Raw genomic sequence first — 21,438 nt, 5'->3', positions numbered from 1 at the left:
TCCGAAGGCCACAAAGGGCGGCGCAGGAAGGCGTCCGCCCCGCACCGAGGAGAAGAACCACTGGGCAAGCGACAGCCCGAAGGCCCGCCGCCCGCACCCGCGGTGCAGCGCATCCGACTGCGCTACACCAAGCGCGGCCGCCTCCGGTTCACCAGCCATCGCGACTTCCAGCGCGCCTTCGAGCGCGCACTGCGCCGTGCCGAGGTGCCGATGGCGTACTCGGCGGGCTTCACCCCGCACCCGAAGGTGTCGTACGCCAACGCCGCCCCGACGGGCACGGGGTCCGAAGCCGAGTACCTCGAGATCGCGCTGACCGACCACCGTGACCCGGCGAAGCTGCGTGAGCTCCTCGACGAGTCGCTGCCCGCCGGCCTCGACATCGTCGACGCCGTCGAGGCCCGTACCACCGGGCTGGCCGACCGGCTGACGGCGTCCGTGTGGGAGCTGCGGCTCGACGGCGTCTCCGTCGAGGAGGCCGAGAGGGCGGTCGCCGCGTTCGTCGCGGCGGACGCCGTCGAGGTCCGGCGCAAGACGAAGAACGGGATGCGGACCTTCGACGCCCGGGGTGCGGTGGCCGACCTGCAGGCGAGTTGTCCACAGCCTGATAGGCCCGCGGACGGGCCCTGTGCGATACTGCGGCTGGTTGTTCGGCACGTGACACCTGCCGTGCGACCCGACGACGTCCTGTCCGGTCTCCGAGCTGTGGCCGACCTGGCGCCGCCGGTCCCCGCAGCGGTGACCAGGCTGGCGCAGGGGCTCTTCGACGAGGATTCCGGCACGGTGACCGACCCGCTCGCGCCCGACCGCGAGGCAGTCACGGCCGCCCCAGCCGATCGCTCAGGGGTCGCCGGAGCCGCCGCGACGGTGCCCGCAGGTACCGGTTCCGCGTAGGGGCAGTCGTTGTAGCGCAGCCCTCGTACTCGGGAGCCACCTGGGTCGGGCAGCGCAATGACCAGGAGACTTTCGCCAGGCCGTGCGTACATCGCGTACGGAACCGGCGAGCCAGACATCAGCTCCCGTGAGGCGCCCGCGCCCCGGACGGAGGCCCCGCACTCATCACGCGGGACGCGCCACCGGACCGGATCGAGGCTCGGCGCCCGGGAGCGTGACGGGAGAACCGCCCGCATGCTCGAACCGAAGGACCCCGGTACGACCGGGAACACCGAAGAGAACGACAGCTCCACCCCCAGCGACACGCTGCCCCCGCGCCGTCGCCGTGCCGCTTCGCGGCCGGCGGGCCCGCCGGCCGGTTCCGTGCAGGTGGAGACCGTCGCCGACGTGACGGCGTCCCTCTCGGCCGCCATACCGTCCGAGGAGGACGGGGCCGTCGCCGAGGCGCCCGCGCCGCGCACCCGCCGCCGGGCGACCCGCAAGGCCACCGCCGCAGCCCCGGCCCCCGAGGCCGCCGCTGCCGCCCCGGCCGGGGCGCCCGACGTTGCCGCCGAGAGCGCCGCTCCGGCCGCCGAAGCCGCCGCCGAGGCGCCCGCGCCGCGCACCCGCCGCCGGGCGACCCGCAAGGCCACCGCGCCCGCCGGTTCCCCGGCCCCCGCCGAGGTCGTCGCCGAGCCCGCCTCCGCCGAGGCGCCCGCGACCTCGCCTGCTCCGGCGCTTACGGCCGAGGCCGTCGCCGCCGACGAAGACATCGAGGAAGGTGCCGTGAGCGAGACCGCCGCGGAGACCGGGCCCGCCGAGGCGCCCGCGCGCCGTACCCGCCGCAGGGCCACCGCCCCCGCGGGTGCGCCGCAGCACGCCGAGGCCGAGGCCGCCGCCGAGACCACCGAGACGCCGGCCGCCGAGGACACGGCGGAAGAGGCGCCGCGCGGCCGTACGCGCCGTCGTGCCACGCGCCGGGCGAACGCGCCGGAATCCGCTGCCGCGGCCACCGGGGAGCCGGAGCCGACCGAGGCCGCCGCCGAGACGCCGGCCGCCGAGGACACCGCGGAGGAGGCGCCGCGCGGCCGTACGCGCCGTCGTGCCACGCGCCGGGCGACCGCTCCGGCCGCCGCGCCGGAAGCCACCGCCGAGGAGGACGAGTCCGTGGCGGGCGAGAGCCTGCCCGCCGACACCGTCGCGCGCATCGCCGCCGACGAGGCCGAGGTCGAGGCCGCCGGGAAGGCGGCTTCGCGGGGCCGTACCCGCCGCCGGGCCACTGCCGCGCAGTCCGCGGCCGAGCCCGTGAAGGACGAGGCCGCGAAGGACGAGGCCGCGAAGGACGAGCGGGCGAAGGAAGGGCCCGTGAAGGCCGAGCCGGCCGCCCGCGGGCGCCGCTCCGCCAGGCCCGCCGTCCCGGTGTTCCAGGCCCCGGTCTTCACCGAGCCGGTGTTCCAGACCCCGGAGACCGCCGCCGCCGCGGCCGCCGCCGAGGCCGCCGCCTCCGACGAGGACGAGGAGGAGACCGCGGAGGCCCCGGCCGCCGAGGCCGCCCCGCGCCGCCGCCGTCGCCGTCGCGGCGAGTCCCCCCTCGCCGTCGAGACCATGGAGACCGAGCCGGCCGACGAGGCCGAGGTCGAGGCCGAGGAGCCGGCGGCCGAGGAGCCCGATGACTCCGAGGAGTCCGAGGAGTCCGAGGAGTCCGACGACTACGAGGGCCGTCCCTCGCGCCGTCGCCGTCGCGGCGGCCGCCGTCGCCGCCGTGGCGAGTCGGCCGACGCCGCGGAGTCCGGCACCGACGAGGAGCCGGAGGCCGAGGCCGGCGAGGAGCCGGAGCCCGAGGACGACGAGGACGAGCAGGACGCCGCCACCCCGTCCGCCGCGGGCACCAGCAGCAGCCGTCGCCGCCGTCGCCGCCGCCGTCGCAGCGGGGAGGCCGGCGACGGCGAGCCCAGTGTCGACGAGCCCGAGCGCACGGTCGTGAAGATCCGCGAGCCGCGCCCCAAGGCGGAGCCGTCGGACGAGGTGCAGTCGATCAAGGGCTCCACCCGGCTGGAGGCGAAGAAGCAGCGCCGCCGTGAGGGCCGCGAGCAGGGCCGCCGCCGCGTGCCGATCATCACCGAGGCGGAGTTCCTGGCGCGCCGCGAGGCCGTCGAGCGCGTGATGGTCGTCCGGCAGCACGGGGACCGCACCCAGATCGGCGTCCTCGAGGACAACGTGCTGGTCGAGCACTACGTCAACAAGGAGCAGTCGACGTCGTACGTCGGCAACGTCTACCTGGGCAAGGTGCAGAACGTCCTGCCGTCGATGGAGGCCGCCTTCGTCGACATCGGCAAGGGCCGCAACGCGGTCCTGTACGCGGGCGAGGTGAACTTCGAGGCGCTCGGGCTCGCCAACGGCCCGCGCCGCATCGAGACCGCGCTGAAGTCCGGCCAGTCGGTCCTGGTACAGGTCACCAAGGACCCGATCGGTCACAAGGGCGCCCGGCTCACCAGCCAGGTCTCCCTCCCCGGCCGGTACCTGGTGTACGTGCCCGAGGGCTCGATGACGGGCATCAGCCGCAAGCTCCCCGACACCGAGCGGGCCCGGCTGAAGACCATCCTCAAGAAGATCGTTCCCGAGGACGCGGGCGTCATCGTGCGCACCGCCGCCGAGGGCGCCAGCGAGGACGAGCTGCGCCGCGACGTCGAGCGGCTGCAGGCCCAGTGGGAGGAGATCCGGAAGAAGGCGAAGAGCGGCAACGCCCCGACCCTTCTCTACGGCGAGCCGGACATGACCGTCCGTGTCGTCCGCGACATCTTCAACGAGGACTTCTCCAAGGTCATCGTGAGCGGGGACGAGGCGTGGGAGACCATCCACGGCTATGTGTCGCACGTGGCGCCCGACCTGGCGGAACGGCTGCAGCGCTGGACCAGCGAGACCGACGTCTTCGCGGTGCACCGGATCGACGAGCAGCTGATGAAGGCGCTGGACCGGAAGGTCTGGCTGCCCTCCGGCGGTTCGCTGGTGATCGACAAGACCGAGGCGATGGTCGTGGTCGACGTCAACACCGGCAAGTTCACCGGCCAGGGCGGCAACCTCGAGGAGACCGTCACCAGGAACAACCTGGAGGCGGCCGAGGAGATCGTCCGCCAGCTGCGGCTGCGGGACCTCGGCGGCATCGTCGTCATCGACTTCATCGACATGGTCCTGGAGTCCAACCGGGACCTGGTGCTGCGGCGCCTGCTCGAGTGCCTGGGCCGGGACCGCACGAAGCACCAGGTGGCCGAGGTCACCTCGCTGGGGCTGGTGCAGATGACCCGCAAGCGGGTGGGCCAGGGGCTGCTGGAGTCGTTCTCCGAGACCTGCGTGCACTGCAACGGCCGCGGTGTGATCGTGCACATGGAGCAGCCGTCGGCCGCCGGTGGCGGTGGTGGCGGCAAGCGCAAGAAGCGCGGCCGTGGCGGCGCCGAGCACGTCCACGAGCACGAGGTGGTCGTGGAGGCGCCGGGCGCCGAGGCCCCGCCGAGCGAGGACGAGGAGACCGAGGCCGAGGTCGCGGCCGAGGCCGCGGCTCCGTCGGCCCTGCCCGAGCCCGCCTTCGCCCCCGACGAGGAGCTGTACAGCAGCGCCGCCGAGGCCGAGGCCGCCGCGTCCCGTCGCGGCCGTCGCCGGGCGTCCCGCAAGGCGTCGGCTCCGGCCGGTGCGCCGAAGCAGGCCGAGCCGGTCGAGATCGAGGTGAAGCAGCCCGAGCGGGTCCCGGCCGAGGAGGCCGCCCCGGTCGCCGAGCCCGAGGCCGTGCCTGCCGCGGTGGAGGAGCCCGCCCCCGCAGGCCGTACCCGCCGCCGGGCCACCCGCAAGGCGTCGGCTCCGGCCGGTTCGCCGAAGGGGAGCGCCGCCGCCGAGATCGTGACCGAGGCCGCCGAGGCCCCGGCCCCGGTCCAGGCGCCTGCTGCCGAGGCTCCGGAGGAGCCGGCCGAGGAGGCCGCCGTCGCGGCTCCGCCGCGGGCCCGTCGCCGGGCGACGCGCAAGGTCAGCGCCCCGGCGGGCTCGCCGTCCGGCGCGGAGGAGGCCGCGGTCGTCGTGGTCGCCGCCACGCCGGAGCCCGTGGCCGAGGCCACTTCGGCACCCGCTGAGGAGTCCGCCGAGGTCCCGGCCAAGAAGGCGGCCCGCAAGACCGCGAAGAAGGCCACGGCGAAGAAGGCCGCCACGAAGAAGACGGCGGCCAAGAAGACCACCGCGGCGAAGAAGACGACCGCCAAGAAGGCGACCAAGTCGGCCGCCAAGAAGACCGCCGCGGCGGAGCAGCAGAGCCTGCCCACCGTGACGGCATCGGCGGAAAGCTGAACAATCCATGACCGGTGGTTGAACGTTCGTGTCCCGCCCCTGCGGACTCAGGGGCGGGACACGCCATTTGTTTCGCAATTGATGCCTGGGCCTGTTAACGGCCCAGAAATTGCCTGGGAAATCCCTGATAATGTGACGGCGGTCGCTGCCGTGCCGAGGACCCACCCGGAGACTACGGTCGGTGACCGGCCCGGTTAAGGGACAGACCGGTCCCAGCATTCCTCGGTAGGGCGTCGGCCATCACGCCGGAGGGGTTCGCGCGGCCCGAAGACGCCCCGCAGACCCCGGACCTCTGCCACAAAGAGCTCTCGCGGTGTTCAAGGAGGACGTCCAATGCCGAGCAGCAACGCGCAGCCCATCCCCGCTGCCCGCCCGGTCATCGGTGAAGAAGAGATCGAAGCAGCCGTACGCGTACTGCGCAGCGGCCGGGTGGTCCAGGGCCCCGAGGTGGCCGCGTTCGAGGAGGGCTTCTCGGAGCTCGTGGACGGCCGCCACTGCGTCGCCGTCAACTCCGGCACCTCCGCGCTGCACCTCCTTCTGATGGCTCTCGGTATCGGCCCGGGTGACGAGGTGATCGTCCCCTCGTTCTCGTTCGCCGCCTCGGCCAACGCCGTCCGCCTCGTCGGCGCCGACGTCGTCTTCGCCGACATCGACCCGGACACGTACTGCCTCGCCCCGGCCGCGGTCGAGGCCGCGATCACCCCGCGCACCGCCGCGATCATGCCGGTGCACCTGTACGGCCACCCGGCCGCGATGGACCGGATCATGGCCGTCGCGGACAAGCACAAGCTGGCGGTCGTCGAGGACGCCTGCCAGGCGCACGCCGCCGCTCTGAACGGCACCCCGGTCGGCGCCTTCGGCTCCGGCGGCACGTTCAGCTTCTACCCGACCAAGAACATGCACAGCCTCGAGGGCGGCATGATCTCCACGGCCGACGCCGAGGTCGCCCGCACCCTGCGCCTGCTGCGCAACCAGGGCATGGAGCAGCGCTACGCGAACGAGATCGTCGGCGCCAACATGCGCATGACCGACGTCTCCGCCGCCGTGGGCCGCGTCCAGCTCGCCAAGCTGCCCGGCTGGACCGAGCAGCGCATCGCCAACGCCGCGTACCTCTCACAGCACATCACCGCGCAGGGCGTGGTGACGCCGGTCGTCGCCGAGGGCGCGCGCCACATCTACCACCAGTACACGATCCGGGTCAGCGGTGACCGCGACGCCGCCATGGCGAAGCTCACCGAGGCGGGCATCGGCAACGCCGTCTACTACCCGACGCCGATCCACCGGCTGAAGCCGTACTGGGAGCCGGACCAGAAGGCCGGCCGCAACTGGGACCTGCCCGAGACCGAGCGGGCGGCCGCCGAGGTCGTCTCGCTGCCCGTCCACCCGTCGCTCACCGAGGGCGACCTGGAGCGCATTGTCACCGCCGTGAACGCGCTGGGAGAGAACCTGTGACTGCCGCTGCACTGCGGGCCGGCCTGATCGGCCTGGGCTCCATGGGACGCCACCACGCCCGTGTGCTGGCCGGGCTCGACGGCATCGACCTGGTCGCCGTCGTCGACCCCATGGGGGACAAGAACGGCTGGGCGCAGGGCGCTCCCGTGCTGTCCACCGTCGACGAGCTGATCGCGCTCGGCATCGACTACGCCGTCGTGGCCTGCCCGACCGCGCTGCACGAGGAAGTCGGCCTGAAGCTGGCCGAGGCCGGTGTCGGCGCGCTGATCGAGAAGCCGGTCGCGGACACCGTCGAGGGTGCCCGCCGGCTGGTCGAGGCCTTCGAGTCGCGCGGCCTGGTCGCCGGCGTGGGCCACATCGAGCGCTGCAACCCGGCGCTGCGCAGCCTGCGCACCCGGCTGGAGGCCGGCGAGCTCGGTGACGTCTTCCAGGTCGTCACCCGCCGCCAGGGCCCCTTCCCGCACCGCATCGCCGACGTCGGCGTGGTCAAGGACCTCGCCACCCACGACATCGACCTGACGGCCTGGGTCACCGGCCAGCAGTACACGTCGATCGCGGCGCACACCGTCTCCAAGTCGGGCCGCCCGCACGAGGACATGGTCTCGGCCGTCGGCAAGCTCTCCGACGGCACGATGGTGAGCCACCTCGTCAACTGGCTGAGCCCGCTCAAGGAGCGCTTCACCTCGGTCACCGGCGAGCGCGGCTGCTTCATCGCCGACACCCTCACCGCCGACCTGACGTTCTACTCGAACGCGGCCGTGGCGACCGAGTGGGAGGCGCTGCAGGCCTTCCGCGGTGTCTCCGAGGGCGACATGATCCGCTACGCGATCCCGAAGCGCGAGCCGCTCCTCGTCGAGCACGAGCTCTTCCGGGACGCGGTGCTCGGCAAGTCCCAGGACATCTGCACGCTGCGCCAGGGCCTGCGGACCGTCGAGGTCGCCGCCGCCGTCATCGACTCCGCAAAGAGCGGTGCCACCGTGCAGCTGAACCCGGAGGGCGTGGCCAGTTGACCACCCCTGATGTCACCGTCGTCGTGGCCGTCTACAACACGATGCCGTACCTCACCGAGTGCCTCGAGTCGCTGGTGAACCAGAGCATCGGAGTGGACCGGCTGGAGGTCGTGGCCGTCGACGACGGCTCGACGGACGACAGCGGCCGGGAACTCGACCGCTTCGCGGAGCGGTACCCCGGCACCGTGAAGGTGATCCACCAGGCCAACTCCGGCGGCCCGGCTGCGCCCAGCAACCGGGCCCTGGAGGTGGCCACCGGCCGTTACGTGTACTTCATCGGCTCCGACGACTACCTCGGCACGGACGCGCTGAAGCGCATGGTGGCCTGTGCCGACAAGCACGATTCCGACGTCGTCGTCGGCAAGATGGTCGGGACCAACGGCCGCTACGTCCACCAGGCGCTCTACAAGAAGAGCGACCCGGACGTCAGCCTGTACGACTCGGCGCTTCCGTTCACGCTGGCCAACACCAAGCTGTTCCGGCGCGATCTGGTCGAGCGGCACAAGCTGCGCTTCCCCGAGGACCTGCCGGTCGGCAGCGACCAGCCGTTCACGATCGAGGCGTGCGTCCGGGCGCGGAAGATCTCCGTCCTCGCGGACTACACGTACTACTACGCGGTCAAGCGCGGGGACGCGAGCAACATCACGTACCGCGCCGACCACCTGGCGAGGCTGCGCTGCACGGCCGAGATCATGAAGTTCACGGCCGGGCTCATCGAGGCCGGTCCCCAGCGTGACGCGGTGTTCAAGCGCCATTTCACATGGGAGCTCGCCAAGCTGGTCCAGGACGACTTCCCGGCCCTCGACCGGGAGACGCAGATCCAGGTCTGCGCCGGCATCGCGGGCCTCGCCGACGAGTACTTCACCGAATCGCTCCGCGACTCGATGGACGTCAAGCGGCGGGTCCGGATCGCACTGGCCCAGCGCGGCGCCGTCACCGAACTGATCCGCGCCATCGAGGAGGAGGCGGCCCAGGGGGCGCCTCCGCTGCTGCTGGAGGACGGCCGGGCGTTCGTCCGCTATCCCGGGTTCCGCGACCCGGAACTGGGCCTGCCCGACCGGCTGTACGAGGTCATCGGCGAGTCCGTGCCCAGGCAGCTCGCCGACGGCACCGGGCTGGTGTCGGCGCGCTGGGAGCAGCAGGGCCAGGAACTGTCCGTGTCCCTCTCCGTCCGCGTCCCCGTCACGGGCGAGACGGACCGTGCCGTGATCCGGCTCGCCAACAAGGCGATGCCGAAGAGCGCCGACAAGCCGGGCGCCCGCAGGCTGCCCGTCGGCACCGAACTCCCCGCACCCGCGGGGGACCTGAGCCGCACCACCACCGACGACGGCACGGGGACGGTGCTCACCGCCCGTATCCCGGTCAAGCCCGTCAGGGCCAAGCTCGGCGTCCGCGCCTATCTGGACGTGGCAGGCTCGACGTACGAGGTCCCGGTGAGGACCCTGGACCGGCCGCTGCCACTGGCACGGCGCTGGCGCGAGAAGGTCCCGTACCGTGTCTCCGCCAACGCGAACGCCAAGGGGCGGCTCGTCATCACCACGGCTCCGCTCTGGGAGTCCTCGTCGTCCGGCGAGCGCAGCCGGCTGCGTCACCTGATGTCCCGTGTGAAGAGGAAACTGACCCGATGAATATCTGTGTAGTCGCGCTCGGCAAGATCGGGCTTCCGCTCGCCGTGCAGTTCGCCGCCAAGGGCCACAAGGTCATCGGCGCCGACGTCAACGAGAAGGTCGTCGAGCTGGTCAACGCCGGCACCGAGCCCTTCCCCGGTGAGCACGACCTCGACGTCAAGCTGAAGCAGGCCGTCGACGCCGGCCTGCTGTCCGCCACCACCGACACCGCGACGGCCGTCGCGCAGTCCGAGGCGGTCGTGGTCGTCGTCCCGCTGTTCGTGGACGCGGAGGGCACTCCGGACTTCGGCTGGATGGACGCGGCCACCCGGGACATCGCCAAGGGCCTCAAGCCCGGCACCCTCGTCTCGTACGAGACCACCCTTCCGGTCGGCACCACCCGCACCCGCTGGGCGCCGATGCTGGAGCAGGGCTCCGGCCTCACCGCGGGCCAGGACTTCCACCTGGTCTTCTCCCCGGAGCGGGTGCTCACCGGCCGCGTCTTCGCCGACCTGCGCCGCTACCCCAAGCTCGTCGGCGGCATCGACGAGGCCTCCACCGCGCGCGGCGTGGAGTTCTACGAGCAGGTCCTGGACTTCGACGAGCGTGAGGACCTCCCGCAGCCGAACGGCGTGTGGGACCTGGGCACCGCCGAGGCCTCCGAGCTCGCGAAGCTCGCCGAGACCACCTACCGCGACGTCAACATCGGTCTGGCCAACCAGTTCGCCCGGTTCGCCGACAAGAACGGCATCGACGTCAAGAAGGTCATCGAAGCCTGCAACTCGCAGCCCTACAGCCACATCCACCAGCCCGGTATCGCCGTCGGCGGCCACTGCATCCCGATCTACCCGCGGATGTACCTGTGGAACGACCCGGAGGCGACCGTCGTGCGCTCGGCCCGCGAGGCCAACGCCGCCATGCCGGAGTACGCCGTCGACCTGCTGGCCGCCGCCTACGGCGACCTGAAGGACGTCAACGTGCTCGTGCTGGGCGCCGCCTACCGCGGTGGCGTCAAGGAGACCGCCTTCTCCGGCGTCTTCGGGACCGTCGAGGCCCTCAAGGCCCGCGGCGCGGTGCCGTTCGTCTCCGACCCGATGTACACCGCCGAGGAGCTCGCCGCGCACGGCCTCAACCCGCACCAGGGCGAGAAGGTCACCGCCGCGGTCCTCCAGGCAGACCACGCCGAGTACCGCGAGCTGGCCGCCTCCGACCTGCCGGACGTCACCGTCCTCGTCGACGGCCGCCGCACCACCGACCCGGCCCGCTGGGAGGGCGTCCGCCGCGTCGTCATCGGCGGCTGACGGGCGGATCGCTCCGTACGCGAACACCTGGCCCTGCCCCGCGCACCCGTGGGGCAGGGCCCGCTTGCAGGAAGGTTCCCCATGACCTGGTTGATCACCGGTGGCGCCGGCTTCATCGGATCGCACGTGGTGAAGGCGATGACCGAGGGCGGCGAGCGCGTCGTGGTCCTCGACGACCTGAGCACGGGACGCGCCGAACGGCTGCCCGCCGGGGTGCCGCTGGAGACCGGCACGGTCCTCGACCGCGACACCGTGGACCGCGTCCTGCGCGACCACGCCGTCACCGGCGTCGTGCACATCGCGGGCAAGAAGCAGGTGGCCGAGTCCGTGGAGAAGCCGCTCCACTACTACCGGGAGAACGTGGAGGGTCTGCGGGTCCTCCTCGACGCAGCCGTCGCCGCAGGAGTGAGCCGCTTCCTGTTCTCGTCCTCCGCGGCCGTGTACGGCATGCCGGACGTCGACCTCGTCACCGAGGAGACGCCGTGCGCGCCCATCAACCCGTACGGCGAGACCAAGCTCGCCGGTGAGTGGCTGGTCACGGCCGTCGGCAAGGTCCACCCCGTCGCCACCGCCTCGCTGCGCTACTTCAACGTCGCCGGCGCGGCCACGCCCGAGCTCGGCGACGACGGCGTCTTCAACCTCGTGCCGATGGTCTTCGAACGGCTCACCGCGGGCCAGGCGCCGCGGATCTTCGGCGACGACTACCCGACGCCGGACGGCACCTGCATCCGCGACTACATCCACGTCGAGGACATCGCCTCCGCCCATGTCGCCGCGGCCCGGCGGCTGGCCGCCGACCCCGACGCCCGGCTGATCCTCAACATCGGCCGCGGCGAGGGCGTCTCGGTCGCCGACATGGTCGGGATCATCCAGGACGTCACCGGCCACGAGGGCGTCAAGCCCGAGATCACCGACCGCCGGCCGGGTGACCCGGCCCGGGTCGTGGCCTCCGCCGACCGCATCCGCGAGGAGCTGGGCTGGAGCGCGCGCCACGAGGTGCGGGAGATGGTCGAGTCCGCGTGGGCGGGCTGGCAGTTGCGTCACCCTTAGCCCGGCCGCCCCGCCGGGGCGGACGTCCCGGGAGAGCCGGACGAGGGCAAAGGAAAGAGCCCCGGGACGATGTCCCGGGGCTCTTTCCTTTGCCCGTTCCGTACCGCTCTACCGGTCCTCGAGGAACAGCTTCTCGAAGTGCTTCTGCACCACGGGCCAGTCCCACACGGACAGCGCGTGCTCGGCCGCCAGCTTGCCCGCGTTCCGCCAGGCGTCCTCGGTGGCCGTGGCCTCCAGGATCCGCTTCGCCGCCTCCTCGGGGGAGCCGACGACCCAGCCCTCGGGGTAGAGAGTGCGGGCGCTGTTCGGCTTGCCAGCGTAGAACGGCCAGTCGCGGGCGACCGGGACGGCGGCGCTCGCCGCGCCCTCCATCAGACCCACGTGGCAGCCCTCGCGGACCGAGGAGCTGATGATGGTGCCGATCTCCTGGAGCTTCGACGGCACGTCGTCCGTCGGGCCCAGGCGGACCACGGCGCCCGACTCCTCCAGCGGAGCCAGCTCCTTCTCGAACTCGCGGCGGTACTCGCGCGTCGCCCGGCTCGTCTTCGGGTCCATGTCGCCGCCGACCAGGATCAGCCGGTAGCGCTCGTCGTGGCGGCGCACCCGCTCCAGGACGTCCACGGCCCACTTCGGGTCTTTGGCGACCTGGCTTATCCCGATCAGACCCAGGTTGAACCGGGCCTCGGCGGGCTTCGGCCGGGCGAAGCCGGACAGGTCCATCGCGTTGTCGACGATGTGGAAACGGGGAGCCTGGTCACCGCGCAGCTGCGGGACCAGCGACACGGCCAGGTCCTTCACGTGCGGGGCGACGAAGACGAGATCGTCGATGCGCGAGAAGTCCGTCATGTGCGGCCAGCGCGTGAACGCCTCGTAGCTGTGCAGCCGGACCACGATCCGGGTGTCACCCGGGTCGATGGTCGTGAGCATCCCGGCGGGGCCCACCGACCAGTCCAGGAAGACCGTGTCGGCCCAGTCGAGGTACGGGCGGAACAGCCGCTCGACCTCTTCCTGGTAGTCGCTGGTGCCGCCGGACAGCCGGTCCTCCAGCATCCGCCGGCCCGCCCAGGCGATCCGCTTGAGGTGCTTCGACGCGGCCAGGTCCAGGAAGCGCAGCTCGACACCGGGGTGGTCGCCGAAGTGGTCCAGGATGTGGTGCAGGAAGTTGTCGTTGGCGCTGGTCGTGACCAGCAGCCGCAGCGGACGGTCCGTGGGGGCCTTCTTGTACGGCGTCTTCCGGCCCTGCGGGCGGCTCAGCGCCTGCATCGCCCTGGAGCGGTACAGCGGGGCGACGAAGCCCTCGGCGTCCTTCGCCAGCGGCGAGGACAGCTGGTCGATGTGCAGCACCCGGTGGAAGTCCAGGAACAGCGCACGGTCCAGCGCTCCGGCCGCCTTCTCGATCCGGCCGGCGGCGAACTCGCTGTCGGCGAAGGCGAGTTGAGCTGCCACCGCTCTGTCGAGATGGCGCGGGCTGAGGCCCTTCGTGATCTCCTTCATCACGCCCTCGTCGAGGAGCTGCGCCTTGAGCCCGAGGTCCGGGATCTTCGACGCGGCGTCGGCGAGCGCTATGGCGGCACCGCTCGTGCGGCCCGCCCACTGCATGCCCTCCGCGACGTAGCGGGAGGTCGCGGCACGCACCCGGGTCGGCACACCGGGGGCGGTGACGGCGGTGCGCCACAGCCGGGCACCGACGGTGGAGCGCATCACGGGACGCGCGGTCGCGGTGCGCATCACCGCGGCCGGCAGCCCGTCAACGGAGCGGCGGACATCGCGGGCCACGGCGTCCAGCGGTGGGATGACCGAGCGGCGCTGCACACTGCCGCCCTGCGACGTGAGGCCCTCGACGGCCTTCAGACCCGGTGCGAGACCGAACATCGCGGCGGCGCTGCGGTTGTACTGGGCCAGCCGCCACACGGTGTACACGGCCCCGGGGTCGAGCGCGACGATCACGTCGGCCCGGCGGGCCCGGTCGCGCAGCCACGAGTCGGGCTTGGACTGCATCCACACGCGCATGCCCAGCGGGGACGTGCGCGCCTTGCGGCGCAGCGCCTGGCTGCGGTGCGCGACGCTCCGGGGCAGCTGGTGCAGCCCGGCCAGCTCCAGCGTGGCGACCTCCTCGGCAGAGGACTCCAGGTGGAACGTGGCCGCGAGGTGCACCCGCGCGCCGAGGGCGTTGAACTTGCGCACCGAGTCGGCGAGCACGCCGAACTGCGGCTTGGCAGCGGCGACGAACAGGACTTCGGTCACGGGGTGGGTCCTCCGGCGACGATCGACTTCTCGGCGACGGGCGCCACGTCCCCGGTCTCCGGCGCGGCGGCCGGGGTGCCGCCGGGGTCGACGCCCCGCGCGCCCTGTGCGGCGTACTTCGCCGTGAACTCCTCGACGAGGTTCTTCACGGCCACGGTCATCAGCGCCTCGCGGGTGAACTGGTCCGCGTGGGCCATGGCCTCGGCGTGCACCTCGTCGCTGGTCTCGACCGCCATGTGGGCGGCCCGGACGAAGGACTCGGTCAGCCCCTCCTCGTCGATGCCGACGGCGCCCGTCCACAGCGGGTGCCCGCTCAGCACGTTGGACGCGTCGTGCTCGACGACGTGCGCCGACACGATGGGCAGACCGGTCGCCATGTACTCGTACACCTTGCCGGAGGTGACGTAGCGGCCGCCGATCAGGATCAGCACCATGGCGTCCCAGCCGGCGTAGATCGACGCGACCTCGGCCTTGGCGGCGGGGCCGCCGAAGTGGACGCCGTCGGCCTCGGCCTGCTTGAGGATCTCCGTGTGCCGGTTCGCCTCACGGCCGGCGCCGTTGCCGATGTGGCCGCGCACCTCGAAGCGCGCGTTGGCCAGCAGCGGCTCCTTCTCCCGCGCCGCCTTCCAGGCGTTCAGCACCGTCTCCAGGTGCTGGGGGGTGAAGTTGACCGTGCCCAGGTAGCCGAAGACCAGCCCGGACTCGGGGTCCGGTGCGTGGGCGCGGCCCGGGGAGCTGTCGGCGTCGTAGCCGTTGCGCACGACGTGGACGCGGTCGGCGAAGTCCGGGTACCGCCTGCGGTAGTGGTCGGCGATGGGGTCGTTGACCACCCACAGGGAGAGGGCCTCGTCGAGGATCTTCCGCTCCCAGCGGCCCTCCTCGGAGTCGGGCCCGAAGGCCTCGACGCCCTCGATGACGTCGATGGACCACCCGTCGCGGAAGTCCACCGCGTACGGGACCCGCTTCTCCTCCCACAGCTTCCAGGCCGCGGCGAGGTTCACGTACGGCACACAGCTGGCGAGCAGCAGGTCGGCCGGGTGCTCCTCGTGGATGCGCAGGACCGCCTGCTCCAGGTCGGTGCGCCACTCGCCGAAGTTGGGCTCCGGGAAGGGCTTCATCTGGCGGCGGCGCAGCTTGGCGACCCAGCCGTTGGGGTTGAGCGCACGCGCCTCGTCGTAGAGGCGGATGTCCGTCTCGAGATCCTCGCGCGCCAGCGGCAGCTCGACGATCTTCACTCTGGGGTCGACCTGGTCCAGCAGGGTGAGGTCGACGCCGGAGTCCCGCTCCCAGGACTCCTGGGCGACGTTGACGACGGTCACGTCCCAGCCCACGTTGATGAACTGGTTCGCGGTCTCGCGCATGCGGTACGCCGAGCTCTTGGCGGCCGGCGGGAACCCGATGGCGAGGTAGATCACATGAGGCCGCTTGCCTTCGGCGGGCAGCCCGGACCCGGGAGACGCTGACATAGTCGGTGACGCTAGCACGGTGACATGTACGGATTCGGGCCACCTGGACGCCGCGTCGCCCGTCGCGGGCGTGCGGCGCGGGGCCCCTTCTCCGTCACGCGTGCCGGCTGCCCCCCTTCCACTCTTCCATGATCCGGACAACGTTCTTGGCGGCCCGGCCGTCGCCGTACGGGGTGCCGGGGTCGGCGGTCGGCACGGCGCGGGTCACCGTCGCGGCCCACTCCTCGGGGGAGAGGGTGTGCGGGTCGGGAACAAGGACGTTCCAACCGGCCTCGACGGTTTCCACCCACTCGGTCTCGGGGCGAACCGTGGTGCAGATGCGCTCCAGCAGGAACGCCTCCTTCTGCAGGCCGCCGGAGTCCGTGATCACACCGGTGGAGGCCAGCACGGCGGCGACCAGACCGGCGTACGGCAGCGGCCGGCCGACGTGCACACTGCCCTGGGCCAGGTTGATGCCGTGCGCCTCGGCCCGCGCGACCAGACGCGGGTGGGCCAGCAGCGCCACCGGGACCGGCAGCTTCGCCAGCGAGTCCAGGATCGCGGAGAGGCGTTCGGGGTCGTCCGTGTTGTCCGGGCGGTGCAGCGTCGCGAGCAGGAACGGCTGCGACGGGTCGATGCCCTCGGGCAGCGCCGGCGCGGCGTGCTCCCCGGCCCGCACGGCGTCCCGGATCTTCAGGCAGATGTCGACCATGACGTCACCGGCGAGCCGCGCCCGGTCGGCGAGACCCTCGCCCGCGAGGTGGCGCATGGCCTCCTCGGTCGGGGCCAGCAGCAGGTCGGCGCAGTGGTCGGTGAGGACGCGGTTGTGCTCCTCCGGCATCCGCCGGTTGAAGGAGCGCAGGCCCGCCTCGAGGTGCGCCACCGGGAGGTGCATCTTCACGGCCGACAGCGCGCCCGCGATCGTGCTGTTGGTGTCGCCGTACACGAGCACCCAGTCAGGCTTCTCGCGCTCGAGGACCGGGTCCAGGGCGGAGAGCACGGAGCCCGTCTGCACACCGTGGCTGCCGGAGCCCACGCCGAGGTGCACGTCCGGGTCCGGGATGCCGAGGCCGTCGAAGAAGACGTCGGAGAGGTCGGCGTCGTAGTGCTGCCCGGTGTGCACGATGAAGTGCTCGTGCTCGGTCTCCGCGAACGCCGCCGCGATGGGGGCGAGCTTCACCAGTTGAGGACGGGCTCCGACGATGCTGATGACTTTCACTGAGCACTCTTCTTCTTGGTCAGGGCGTGGGCAGGCGTGTCACGGTCTCACACTGCTCGCAATGGTAGGCAATCCACGTACTGACCAGGCCCAGGGCCGTGGGGCCGCACCGGGCGGGGGGCGTGTGCATGCAAAGGTCAGAACGCCCCCGGCGATCATCGGCGCGACCGCATAACGATTTCGTGAACCGGGTGCGTACTTCGGCCGAAAACGGGTCACCCGGGACCGTCCGTGCAGGCGGACGGTCCCGGGTGACCCGGCGGGGCGGTGCTCAGCGCCCGTCCGTGACGACGTCGCCCGCGAACACCCAGTAACCCTTCAGGGCCCCGGCGGCGATCCGGCACATCGGCCGTCCGTTGACGACCGACCGCCGGTCGAAGGGGGCTCCGGACGGTTTGCCGAACGTCACGGTGCGGGTGGCGGTGACCCCGCGGTCCCGTCCGTAGCGGTGGCAGGTCACCTTGCTGCCCGCGGGGAAGGACAGCGTCCGGCCGGGCCGGTAGTCGGTGGGGAGGTACTCGCCGAGCAGATAGGACTTCGGGTGGGCCTCGCCGACCCACCAGCCCTTGTGGGGGCCCGAGTCGATGCGGTAGGCCACGCCGCGGCCCATGATCCGGCGGCGGCGGTTCGCGGTGGCCCGCGTAGTGCGGGGCAGGCTGACGGTCCTGCGTGCGAGCTCGGCGTCACCCTTCGCCGCGACGAAGTCCCCGTCCGCGTCGGTGTCGTACCGGTACAGCGTGTGCTTCCCGGCCGCGAGGACGACGGGCGAGCCCTCCGGCAGGAAGCCCGAGGGATGGTCGTCCGTGAGCAGGTCGCTCATGTGGGCGAAGCGAGGGCTGCCGGTCTGCCAGTGCAGCTGGCGGTACAGATTGATGTGGTGCTGGTGGTACGAGGGCGTCGGGATCCGGTGCGTCAGGCAGTAGTACGAGGCCCAGCGCCGGTTGCGCAGGGTGGGGAAGTAGTGGTCGACCGTGGTGCACGCCCCGTCGTACAGCCGGGCGGCGAGCGAGTTCCCCGTCAGCCGGGCGTAGTCCCACAGCCCGAACATGGCGAAGATCATGCCGTTGTACGTGCGGTCGGAGGTGCCGGGAGCGTCGACCGGGTACTCCTGGATCCACAGATAGCCGGCGTCGTCCCTGTTTACCACCCACGGGTCGCCGTCGTCCCCGCGCAGCAGCGACGCGAACGCCCCGTCGGCGGCCGTCCGGTAGAGCGTCCGCTCCTCCGGCGTGACGCCGTCGAGCAGGGACAGCTGCACGAACAGGCTGATCGCCTCGCCCTGAGCCATCCCCGAGTACCAGGGCGCCCGGTAGGAGATGCCGCTGTGGGTGCCGTGCGTGAAGTCGAACGGGTACGGGAAGTACCACGCGCCCCGCGCCTCCACCCGGGTGTCGATCAGCCGCTTCGCCTGGGCCCTGGCGCGTTTGAGGTACAGCGCCCTGCGGGCCGGGTCCTTGACGGTGCGGTACGCGGCGGCGCAGCCGAGGCCGAACTGGATCTGGGTGACGGGCTGGTTGTACCCCGGGGCCGACCTGTGCGGGCGGTACATGATGACCCCGTCGCGGTCGAGATAGGTGTGCGTGGTGTCCGGGGTGACACCGGACCAGGGCGTCGGCCGGTCGCGCCAGGGCCGCAGCCGCTCCGGGAGGTCGACCGCGGTGTAGCCGCTGCCGTGGAAGGTGAAGGGGAGCGTGTCCGGAATCGCGGCGCGCACGGCCGCCGGGGCGGGCTTGCCGTCCGCACGGGGCACGCGGACGGAGGGCGCGGGGGGAGTCACCTTTCCTCCCGAGAGCTGGTCGGGCAGGGGCGGGAGCGGCGGCAGCGAGGCCCGGGGGAGCGGCTGGGTCGTGACCGGCGCGCCCGTGGCGGCGTGCGCCGCACCCGTCCCGGGGCCGGCACCGGTGAGCGCGGTGGCGAGCGCGGTGCCGCCCGCGAGTCGGATGAACCCTCTGCGGTCCAGTGTGGAACCTTCCGGTGCGGAACGGTCCCGTGCGGTGCTGCCGCTCTCGGCCATGCCTGAACCCCCGGGGAAGATCGGCGATGGCTGCGGATCCTATGGGGATGTTCCGGGCAGAAGCCGCGACAGACACGCGAAAGCCGGGAGGCCGACTCGATCGGATGGCCGAGCCGGCCTCCCGGCCGGTCACGCGGTTGACGAGCGCCTCGTCGCGGGCCCCGCCCGCGGGCGCCCCGTGGCCGGGACCGCCCCCGGGAGCGGCGCCGTTCAGCGCTCGGTGAGCACGCCGTCCTTCTCCTCGTACAGGGCACCGGTCTCCGGGCACTCCCACACGCCCGGCTCGCCCTCGCGCTCGGTCAGCCGCACACCGGCCCGGCCGACCCAGCCGATCCGCCGCGCGGGCACTCCCACGACCAGGGCGAAGTCCGGTACGTCCTTCGTCACCACGGCGCCGGCGGCGACCATCGACCAGCGGCCGATGCTGACGGGGGCGACACACACGGAGCGCGCGCCGATCGAGGCCCCGTCGGCGATCTTCACACCCACGGCCTCCCAGTCGCCGCCGCGCTTCTGCTTGCCCTCGGGGTCGACGGAACGCGGGTTGTGGTCGTTGGTGAGCACCACGGCGGGACCGATGAAGACGCCGTCACCGAGCTCGGCAGGCTCGTACACCAGCGCGTAGTTCTGCAGCTTGCAGTTGTCGCCCATGTGCACGCCCGTGCCGACGTAGGCACCCCGGCCGATCACACAGCCCTCGCCCAGGCGGGCGCCCTCGCGGATCTGCGCGAGATCCCACACGCTGCTGCCTGCGCCGATCTCGGCGGTCTCGTCGACCTGGGCGCTGGGCTGGACCCTGTATTTCACGTCTCTGCCTTCCGGTGTCTGGCTTCGGGCCGAGCATACGGGCCGGGCTTCACCAGGGTGCAGGGGCCGGGCGCCGGGCGGCCGGCCCCGGGCGGGGCGGTTCGGGCTACCCGGACCGTCCGCCGTCGGCCCGTCTGCCGCGTTCCCTCAGGGCCGCCACGACCTGCGCCCCGAAGACCAGCGCCAGAAGGGAAAGCAGGACGGAGCGCAGCAGTCCGACGCCGGGGGACCACCATGCCCAGGCCGCGGCCGGGGCGAAGAGGGCCAGGGCCAGCAGGCGCAGCAGCCACCACCGCTTCGGGCGGGGGGAAGGGCCGGCGCCGGGGGAGCGGACCAGCAGGCGTTCCGGGTCGTTCGCCAGGGTGTCGCGCATCCCGGAGAGGAGGCCGCGGCGCTCCAGCAGCCGGGTCCCGGGCACACCCGCGAGCGGGTCGGCGTGCCGGCCGAAGCCGGCCGGGAGCGGGGGCAGGCCGAGGGCGGCGACGAGGTCCGCCTGATGGCGCGCCGGGGCGGCCGAGGAACGCAGCAGCCCGGTGAGCGGGCGGGGGTCGGGCAGCCCGTACACGCGGGCGAGCGCGCCGGCCGTGGCCGACGCGGACGCGTGGTCGGCGACGGGGGCGGACGGGTCCCAGGCGTGGGACGCGGCCTCCTTGCCCTTGTGCATCAGCGTGAACCCGGCGAGGCCCCCGGTCCGCCGCAGCACGAGCGTCGGCCACTTCTCGCCGGTGGTGAAGGTGTCAGCGGCGCCGGTCAGCCGGTCCTCCCCGCCGATCAGGGCGGCCCGCCGCCCGGACGGCTCGTCGGGGGCCAGCGCCACATAGCTCGCCGAGCCGCCCGCCGGGGCGATCCGCAGCGGTACTCCGCACATCAGCGCGGCCGTCGCGACCCGCGCGGGCGGGGCGGCGGCTATCGCCAGCAGATGGACGGCGGTACCTCCGGGGAGCCGCTCCCGGCTCCCGGTCGCCGACGCCGGCGGTCGGGAGAAGAACGGTGTGGAGCTCGCGATCTGCATCCGCACCCCGGTGCGGAACTCCAGGAACTCCCGCCGCGGATCCCCGAAGTACGCCCAGGGGTGCGACCGGGCCTGTGCGCCGATCGCCCGGAACACGTCGAGCGCCTCGTCGAAGCGCTTGGCCAGGATCAGCATCAGCGCCAGCTCGTTGCGGAAGCCCGCCGCCTCCGGATCGCCGGGCTCGTAGAAGGAGGAGAGCCCGAGCGCCCGGTCCACGGCGGCGGTGATCCGGGAGCGGCCGACCGGCCCCGAGCCGCCGGCGTCGGCGACGACGTCGTACTCGACCGCGGCGGCCAGCGGCAGGGCGTGGAGCTTGGAGCCGGGCAGGGCGCGGGCGGCGGCGTGCTCGGCGAAGTCGAACATCTCCTCGTGCGAGCCGTGCCACTTCGCGCACAGGTACTGCAGTGCCGCGGCGTGGCAGCCGTAGTGGTGCGGGGCCCGGGCGGTGGCCTCTTCCCAGTACGCGTCGAAGACTTCGCGCGGCGCCTGGATGCCCATGGCATGGGTGAGGGCGATCCGCCACGGGACCGGGTCGTCGGGGTTGAGCTCGGCGGCCGCGCCCAGCACCGGGACCGCGTCCTGCAGCAGCGCGAAGAACGCCCGGAACCGGTCCGGCGACACCTGCCCGGCCCGCGCCCCGGTTCGGAGCGACCAGGCCCTGCGGATGCAGAGGTCGGCCCTGACGAGCGTCGCGTCCGGGTCCTCCGGCGCCTCGGCGAGCCAGGCGTCCAGCCAGCCGGGGCCGTGCACGGCGGCGTCGGCGAGCTCGCCGACGTAGTGGCTGCGCCGCTCCCACTCGGCGCCGAGCCGCGTCGCCGCCAGCAGTTCGCGGGCCGGCCCGTGGTCCCCCGCGGTCGCGGCGGACACGGCGTCGCGCAGCGGCGAGGGCCGCTGGTCGAGCAGCACCGCCTCGTCGGGCGGGAGGTCGGCGCCTATGGCGGGGCCGTGCCGGAGCAGCCGGGGCATGGTGAGGAAGGAGCGCAGGAGCACGAACGCACATTCAACAACCCCGCGGGCCCGGGCGGCCAGGAGGTGCGGGGCCCGGGATCGCCGGGGCGGGCGATGGACGCGGGCGCGGCGG

13 protein-coding genes are annotated in these 21,438 nt (G+C 72.8%); 7 read left to right on the top strand and 6 right to left on the bottom strand.

The window, feature by feature from the left end; all coding sequences use genetic code 11:
* Nucleotides 1-102 precede the first annotated feature (102 nt).
* The 7 genes from BLT82_RS12320 (at nucleotide 103) to galE (ending at nucleotide 11,616) form a co-directional block, all read left to right on the top strand.
* On the top strand, nucleotides 103-891 hold the full coding sequence (locus tag BLT82_RS12320; RefSeq protein ID WP_093653974.1) for a TIGR03936 family radical SAM-associated protein: 789 nt from the start codon (nucleotides 103-105) through the stop codon (nucleotides 889-891).
* A 234-nt stretch (nucleotides 892-1,125) separates the two neighbouring features.
* Nucleotides 1,126-5,196 carry an Rne/Rng family ribonuclease gene (locus BLT82_RS12315; protein ID WP_093653973.1) on the top strand — a complete coding sequence of 1,357 codons (4,071 nt, stop codon included), beginning with the start codon at nucleotides 1,126-1,128 and terminating at the stop codon, nucleotides 5,194-5,196.
* A 333-nt stretch (nucleotides 5,197-5,529) separates the two neighbouring features.
* Nucleotides 5,530-6,648: a DegT/DnrJ/EryC1/StrS family aminotransferase gene (locus BLT82_RS12310; protein ID WP_093653972.1), complete on the top strand. Its 1,119-nt coding sequence runs from the start codon at nucleotides 5,530-5,532 to the stop codon at nucleotides 6,646-6,648.
* Nucleotides 6,645-7,658, top strand: a complete 1,014-nt coding sequence (locus tag BLT82_RS12305) for a Gfo/Idh/MocA family protein (RefSeq protein ID WP_093653971.1) — start codon at nucleotides 6,645-6,647, stop codon at nucleotides 7,656-7,658. Before BLT82_RS12310 ends, BLT82_RS12305 begins: the two co-directional genes overlap by 4 nt.
* Nucleotides 7,655-9,286, top strand: a complete 1,632-nt coding sequence (locus tag BLT82_RS12300) for a glycosyltransferase family 2 protein (protein ID WP_093653970.1) — start codon at nucleotides 7,655-7,657, stop codon at nucleotides 9,284-9,286. The genes BLT82_RS12305 and BLT82_RS12300 overlap by 4 nt, the downstream gene beginning before the upstream one ends.
* Entirely contained in the window at nucleotides 9,283-10,566 is a 1,284-nt protein-coding gene (locus BLT82_RS12295) for a nucleotide sugar dehydrogenase (protein WP_093653969.1), read from the top strand. The genes BLT82_RS12300 and BLT82_RS12295 overlap by 4 nt, the downstream gene beginning before the upstream one ends.
* 81 nt (nucleotides 10,567-10,647) lie before the next feature.
* Nucleotides 10,648-11,616 carry a UDP-glucose 4-epimerase GalE gene (gene galE / locus BLT82_RS12290; RefSeq protein WP_093653968.1) on the top strand — a complete coding sequence of 323 codons (969 nt, stop codon included), beginning with the start codon at nucleotides 10,648-10,650 and terminating at the stop codon, nucleotides 11,614-11,616.
* A gap of 108 nt (nucleotides 11,617-11,724) precedes the next feature.
* On the opposite strand, the gene BLT82_RS12285 is transcribed toward galE, so the two are convergent.
* From BLT82_RS12285 to BLT82_RS12260, 6 genes are all read right to left on the bottom strand, one after another.
* Nucleotides 11,725-13,860 (bottom strand): glycosyltransferase family protein, encoded by a 2,136-nt coding sequence (locus tag BLT82_RS12285; protein WP_093653967.1) that lies wholly within the window; start codon nucleotides 13,858-13,860, stop codon nucleotides 11,725-11,727.
* On the bottom strand, nucleotides 13,857-15,275 hold the full coding sequence (locus BLT82_RS12280; RefSeq protein WP_093653966.1) for a glycosyltransferase: 1,419 nt from the start codon (nucleotides 15,273-15,275) through the stop codon (nucleotides 13,857-13,859). The genes BLT82_RS12285 and BLT82_RS12280 overlap by 4 nt, the downstream gene beginning before the upstream one ends.
* Before the next feature lie 145 nt (nucleotides 15,276-15,420).
* Nucleotides 15,421-16,524 (bottom strand): non-hydrolyzing UDP-N-acetylglucosamine 2-epimerase, encoded by a 1,104-nt coding sequence (gene wecB, locus BLT82_RS12275; protein ID WP_093653965.1) that lies wholly within the window; start codon nucleotides 16,522-16,524, stop codon nucleotides 15,421-15,423.
* Nucleotides 16,525-16,795: 271 nt separating this feature from the next.
* Nucleotides 16,796-18,538 carry a D-glucuronyl C5-epimerase family protein gene (locus BLT82_RS12270; protein ID WP_093653964.1) on the bottom strand — a complete coding sequence of 581 codons (1,743 nt, stop codon included), beginning with the start codon at nucleotides 18,536-18,538 and terminating at the stop codon, nucleotides 16,796-16,798.
* 210 nt (nucleotides 18,539-18,748) lie between these two features.
* On the bottom strand, nucleotides 18,749-19,345 hold the full coding sequence (locus tag BLT82_RS12265; protein ID WP_093653963.1) for an acyltransferase: 597 nt from the start codon (nucleotides 19,343-19,345) through the stop codon (nucleotides 18,749-18,751).
* 106 nt (nucleotides 19,346-19,451) lie between these two features.
* Complete coding sequence (locus BLT82_RS12260; RefSeq protein ID WP_167745998.1) at nucleotides 19,452-21,347, bottom strand: hypothetical protein; 1,896 nt, start codon at nucleotides 21,345-21,347, stop codon at nucleotides 19,452-19,454.
* Nucleotides 21,348-21,438: the final 91 nt, after the last annotated feature.

Source organism: Streptomyces wuyuanensis, assembly GCF_900103455.1.
Classification (GTDB): domain Bacteria; phylum Actinomycetota; class Actinomycetes; order Streptomycetales; family Streptomycetaceae; genus Streptomyces; species Streptomyces wuyuanensis.
This window is presented reverse-complemented; position numbering and strand designations above follow the sequence as displayed.